We start from the raw sequence: 5,189 nt of genomic DNA, 5'->3' as shown, positions 1-5,189 counted from the left end.
CTTGAGATCCTCGATCTTCCTGACCTTGGCATCCGGCTGCGTCAGCATCACCTGCGGATCCTTCTGGAAGATCGCGGCGATGGTCACGACGGGAACGTTGTTGGCGACCGCGTCGAACGACATCAGCGTGTTCGCGGCCATGAAGAAATCGATCTTGCCGGCGATCAACAGCATCCGGTTGTTCTCGTTCGGACCGCCGGGAACGATGGTGACGTCGAGGCCGTATTTCTTGTAGGTGCCGTCGGCGACCGCCTGGAAGAAGCCGCCGTGCTCGGCCTCGGCGACCCAGTTGGTGCCGAAGGTGACCTTGTCCAGCGTTTCGGCCCGCGCCGGGACGCTCCAGACCAGAGCGGCCATCAGGCCCGCAGTTAGCGCTCTGCGCAGATGAGAGGGGGTCATAATGGCACTCCGTCGATCGCTTCCAGCATAATCGCGTCTAGCTCGTGGCAGGCCAACGCGATAAAACCGCATGACGTCAGGGGACACGAGCCGGCCGGGCCCGCGTCCCCTGATAACCCAAATTACGTGACAAATTCGGGCAATGAAACCTCCAAAGAAAACTCAATGATGCCATCCCGCGACTGGACCGAGATCCGCTGGGTCGATGCGCCCCCCGCGGAGACGTCGCGATGGATCGCGGTGCTGCCGCTGGCGGCGACCGAGCAGCACGGCCCGCATTTGCCGCTCACCACCGACGTGCTGATCGCGGACGCGTATCTTGCGCGCGTGCGGGAGCTTCTGCCCGACAACGTTCCGGCCAGTTTTCTTCCCGTCGAACCGGTCGGGATTTCCACCGAGCATATCGACTATCCCGGCACGCAGACGCTGCCGACTGAAACCGCGCTGAAGCGATGGACCGGGATCGGCGAGGAGGTCGCGCGGCGCGGCGTGAAGAAGCTCGTCATCATCACCAGCCATGGTGGCAACAGCGCGGCCATGATGCTGGTGGCGCAGGATCTGCGTGCGCATCAAAAACTGTTCGTGGTGACCACGTCGTGGTCGCGGCTATCAGTTGCCGACACATTGTTCCCGGCCGACGAAGTGCGCCACGGCATTCATGGCGGCGCGGTCGAGACCTCGATCATGCTGGCGCGCTATCCCGATCAGGTGCGCAAGGATGCCATCGCGGATTTTCCTGCGAGCAGCATCGCACTGGAGCAGCAGTACCGCTGGCTGTCGACGCAGCGGCCCGCGCCGTTCGCCTGGCAGGCGCAGGATCTCAATGCCAGCGGCGCCGTCGGCAACGCGACATTGGCCGTCGCGGCGAAGGGCGAGCAGCTCATCGATCAAGGCGCCCGTGCTTTTTGCGAACTCCTGGGCGAGGTCGATAACTTCGACGTGAACAGGCTCGCCAAGGGGCCCCTCGGCTAACCAATATCCTATTGCAATCATTTACGAAAACTCCTCGCTCCGGGAGCGGATTCGCCGCATTCGAACCGGACGCGGGGAGCCTCCGTCAAACTGGGCACGCGGGCCACAACGGACCGCCTCAACCCCGGATGGAGTTTCACATGTCGATCAAGACCAAGATTGCCGCTCTCGCTCTCGCGACCCTCGCCGTCACCGGCAGCATCGTGTCCACCACCTCTTCGGCCGAAGCCAAGCAGCCCGGTTGGGTCTGGGGTGTCGGTGCCGGCATCGCCACCGCCGCCGTCGTCGGCTCCGCGATCGCCGCCAACAACGACCCCTATTACTACGGCTATCACCGCTGCGGCTGGGTCGCCCAGTACAACGCCTTTGGCCAGTACGTTGGCCGCGTTCGTAGCTGCTACTGACCTGAGTACCTGAGGCCGATCTTACGTGGATCCTGCGTCCGACACGGGCGCCTCATCCACCCCGTGTCGTGCCCCGACCCCGCCCGGCTGTCCCCCCGGGCGGGGTCATTCTTTTTGGGCCGGGAATTGTTGCCGTCCCGTCACACAGCGGTGCGAACCATCCCGTGCGCCAATCTTCACCAGTTGCTATTGCGAATTAATCGCAATAAGGTTGCTCGGGAACTTGGGACGAAATCGCGTCGAATCGAGATCATCTCGACGACGCGAGCAACCAAGACCTGATGACAGGGCCGCCGCGAATCGGCAGGGATATCGCGACGGGTGGGACACATTCGCGTTTTGGGGGCGTGCGTTTTGACGTTGAGAAGTCACCGTTACAGATGCTTGCGAACGGCCGCGGCGATTGCCTCGGGCGTGCTGGCTTTTCCCGCCGCGGGGCGCGCGGCCGATCTGCCGCTGAAGGCGCCGGCGCCGAGAGCGGTCTATGACTGGACCGGCCTCTATATCGGTGCGCATGCCGGCTATGGCCGCGGCTCGTCGCAGTTTGCGCTGAACGACGGCACAGGGATCAACGACAACGGCGTCTTCAGCGGCATGATCGGCGGCGTGCAGGCGGGCTACAACTACCGCCTCAACTCCGGCTGGCTGGTGGGTGTCGAAGGCGATTTCACGTTCCCCAACTACATCACCTCGAATTCGATCGTCTCCTTCCTGACGACACCCGCCAACACTGTCACGCAGCAATGGGACTACACCGCCAGCCTGCGCGGCCGCGTCGGCTACACCAGCGGTCCGTGGCTGGTTTACGCCACCGGCGGCTTTGCCTGGATGGGCGAGCGCTATTTCGACACGCCGGCCTCCGGCGCCGAAGTCCCAAAAATCCTGAACACGCGGCCCGGCTGGATCGCGGGTGCCGGCGTCGAATACGGCTTCGCGCCGCATTGGAGCGCACGGCTCGAATATCTCTACAGCCGCTTCGACGGCGCCAATGTCGCCTTCTCCACGGGGGCCCAATACAGCTCTTCGTCGCTCGACTTCCAGCAGGTCAGGCTCGGCCTCAACCGCAAGGTCGATTGGCCGGGCATGCCGAGCTACAATCCGAACAGCTCGCTCATCGACACCGAATCGGATCGCTGGGAGATTCACGGCCAGAGCACCTATCTGCCGCAAGGCTATCCGTCGTTCCCCGCGCTCTACAGCGGAACGAACTCTCTCTCGCCGACGAGGCAGGCCAAGGCGACCTGGAGCAACAGCCTGTTCCTGAACGCGCGGCTGTGGGACGGCGGCGAGGTCTATTACAATCCCGAGCTGCTCCAGGGATTTGGCCTGAACGACACGGTCGGCGCGGCCGGCTTCCCGAACGGCGAAGCGCAGAAGTCGAACTTCCCCTATCCGCATTACAACACCTCGCGCCTGTTCGTGCGCCAGACCTTCGGCTTCGGCGGCGAGCAGGAAGAACTCGCCAGCGGCCAGTTGCAGCTGGGGCAAAAGGTCGACGTGTCCCGCCTCACCGTGCAGGCCGGCAAGTTCGCAGTGGTCGACGTGTTCGACGGCAATGCCTACGCCAAGGATACCCGCAGGGATTTCATGAACTGGTCGATCTGGGCCCCGGGCGCCTTCGACTATTCCGCCGACAAGGTCGGCCTTACCTACGGCGTCACCGCCGAGCTCAATCAGAAGCAATGGGCCCTGCGCGGCGGCTATTTCCTGATGGTCGCGGAGCCCAATTCAAATCATTTCGACACCAAGGTCGGGGAGCGCGGCCAGTACGTGATCGAGCTCGAGACGCGCTTCTCGCTGTTCGGCCAACCCGGCAAGCTCAGGACCATGGGCTGGCTCGACAGCGCCAACATGGGCAGCTTCCGCGAGACGTTGAACAATCCCGCGCTCAATCTCGACATTGCGCAGACCCGGCGCGGCCGCACCAAGGTCGGCTATGTCGTCAACCTCGAGCAGGCGATCACCGAAGATGTCGGACTGTTCGGCCGCTGGAGCTGGAACGACGGCAAGAGCGAAACGCTCGCCTTCACCGACATCAACCGCAGCCTGTCGGCTGGCCTTTCGATCAAGGGCACGAAATGGGGCCGGCCTGACGACGTGGTCGGCGTCGGCGGCGCGATCAACGCGATTTCGCAGGACTACCGGGACTTCCTCGCCGCAGGCGGCCTTGGCGTGCTGGTCGGCGACGGTGCGCTCAACTACCGCAAGGAGCGCATCCTCGAAACCTATTACGCCTATGCGCTGAACAAGAATCTCACCCTCACCGCCGACTACCAGCTCATCGTCAACCCCGCCTACAACGCAGATCGCGGACCGGTGTCGGTCATTTCCGGGCGGCTGCACGGGGAGTTCTGAGCGCAGTACGGCCCGGATGATGCGCGCGCCTCGTCCTTCGAGACGCCCGCTTCGCGGGCTCCTCAGGATGAGGCAAGCGACACCGGAGCTCATCGAAGCGCTCCGCACACTCCATCCTGAGGAGCGCGCACTTGCGCGCGTCTCGAAGGATGGGCCGCGGGCACGTCGCTCTTCGAATGCGATTGCTTCTCCCTGCAGCAGAGGCGCAGAAGTTCTACGCAGCGCGGATCGCGTCCAGGAACTTGCCGACCTCGACCTTGAGACGGCTGCTCTCGCCGGACAGCGATCTGGCCGAGGCGAGCACGTTGGAGGAGGCAGATCCGGTCTGGCTCGCGCCGCGCTGCACGTCGACGATGCTGGCGGAGACCTGCTGGGTGCCGCGGGCCGCCTGCTGCACGTTGCGGGAAATCTCCCGCGTCGCTGCGCCCTGCTCCTCCACCGCCGCGGCGATTGCGGATGCAATCTCGGACATGCGGGAGATGGTGTCACTGATCGACCTGATGGCGCCGACGGAGTCCTCCGTCGCGGTCTGGATTCCCGTGATCTGCTGGCTGATCTCGCCGGTGGCCTTGGCGGTCTGCTCGGCCAGCGCCTTGACCTCGGAGGCGACCACCGCAAAGCCGCGGCCGGCCTCGCCGGCGCGCGCCGCCTCGATGGTGGCGTTGAGAGCCAGAAGATTGGTCTGGCCTGCGATCTGGCTGATGAGCTCGACGACGTCGCCGATCCGCCCCGCGGCCTTGGCGAGCTCGCCGACATAATCGTTGGTCCGGCCCGCCTGCTGCACCGCTTCGCCGGCGATGCGCGCGGAATCCTGCACCTGCCGGCTGATCTCGTCGACCGACGAGGCCATCTCCTCGGCCGCCGCGGCAACGGTCTGCACGTTGGTGGAGGCCTGTTCGGAAGCGGCCGCGACGGTCGCGGTGACCTTTTCCGATTGATCGGCCGTGCTCGTCAGCGTTCCCGCGGACACTTCCAGCTCCGAGGAAGCCGACGACACCGTGTTGATCACGTCGCCGATCATGGCTTCGAAATCGCGCGCGATCTGGTCCATACGCTGGC

The 5,189-nt window shown here is 64.5% G+C and carries 5 protein-coding genes; 3 read left to right on the top strand and 2 right to left on the bottom strand.

Annotation, left to right across the window (positions count from 1 at the left end; genetic code table 11):
- A partial coding sequence (locus tag IC66_RS0108885; protein WP_162131326.1) for an ABC transporter substrate-binding protein occupies window positions 1-399 on the bottom strand: 399 nt, incomplete at its 3' end.
- Between the two features lie 165 nt (window positions 400-564).
- Between IC66_RS0108885 and IC66_RS0108880 the strand changes: the two genes are divergently transcribed.
- From IC66_RS0108880 to IC66_RS0108870, 3 genes are all read left to right on the top strand, one after another.
- Window positions 565-1,371, top strand: coding sequence for a creatininase family protein (locus IC66_RS0108880; protein ID WP_038947417.1), 807 nt, complete (start codon window positions 565-567; stop codon window positions 1,369-1,371).
- 140 nt (window positions 1,372-1,511) lie between these two features.
- Window positions 1,512-1,775: a hypothetical protein gene (locus IC66_RS0108875; protein WP_028143817.1), complete on the top strand. Its 264-nt coding sequence runs from the start codon at window positions 1,512-1,514 to the stop codon at window positions 1,773-1,775.
- Between the two features lie 384 nt (window positions 1,776-2,159).
- On the top strand, window positions 2,160-4,130 hold the full coding sequence (locus tag IC66_RS0108870; RefSeq protein WP_038947416.1) for a carbohydrate porin: 1,971 nt from the start codon (window positions 2,160-2,162) through the stop codon (window positions 4,128-4,130).
- 214 nt (window positions 4,131-4,344) lie between these two features.
- Here IC66_RS0108870 and IC66_RS0108865 read toward each other — a convergent pair.
- Window positions 4,345-5,189, bottom strand: an 845-nt coding sequence (locus tag IC66_RS0108865; RefSeq protein WP_038947415.1) for a methyl-accepting chemotaxis protein, incomplete at its 5' end; no start/stop codon positions are given.

The sequence above is a fragment of the Bradyrhizobium genomosp. III genome, from assembly GCF_000261705.1.
Taxonomy (GTDB): Bacteria; Pseudomonadota; Alphaproteobacteria; order Rhizobiales; family Xanthobacteraceae; genus Bradyrhizobium; species Bradyrhizobium ottawaense.
The sequence above is the reverse complement of the archived record's forward strand: the minus strand, read 5'-3'. Positions and strand labels throughout refer to the sequence as shown.

Excerpts from the sequence above, each read along its gene's own strand:
- IC66_RS0108875 (WP_028143817.1), top strand. The coding sequence starts at position 1,512 with ATGTCGATCAAGACCAAGATTGCCGCTCTCGCTCTCGCGACCCTCGCC.
- IC66_RS0108880 (WP_038947417.1), top strand. The coding sequence starts at position 565 with ATGATGCCATCCCGCGACTGGACCGAGATCCGCTGGGTCGATGCGCCC.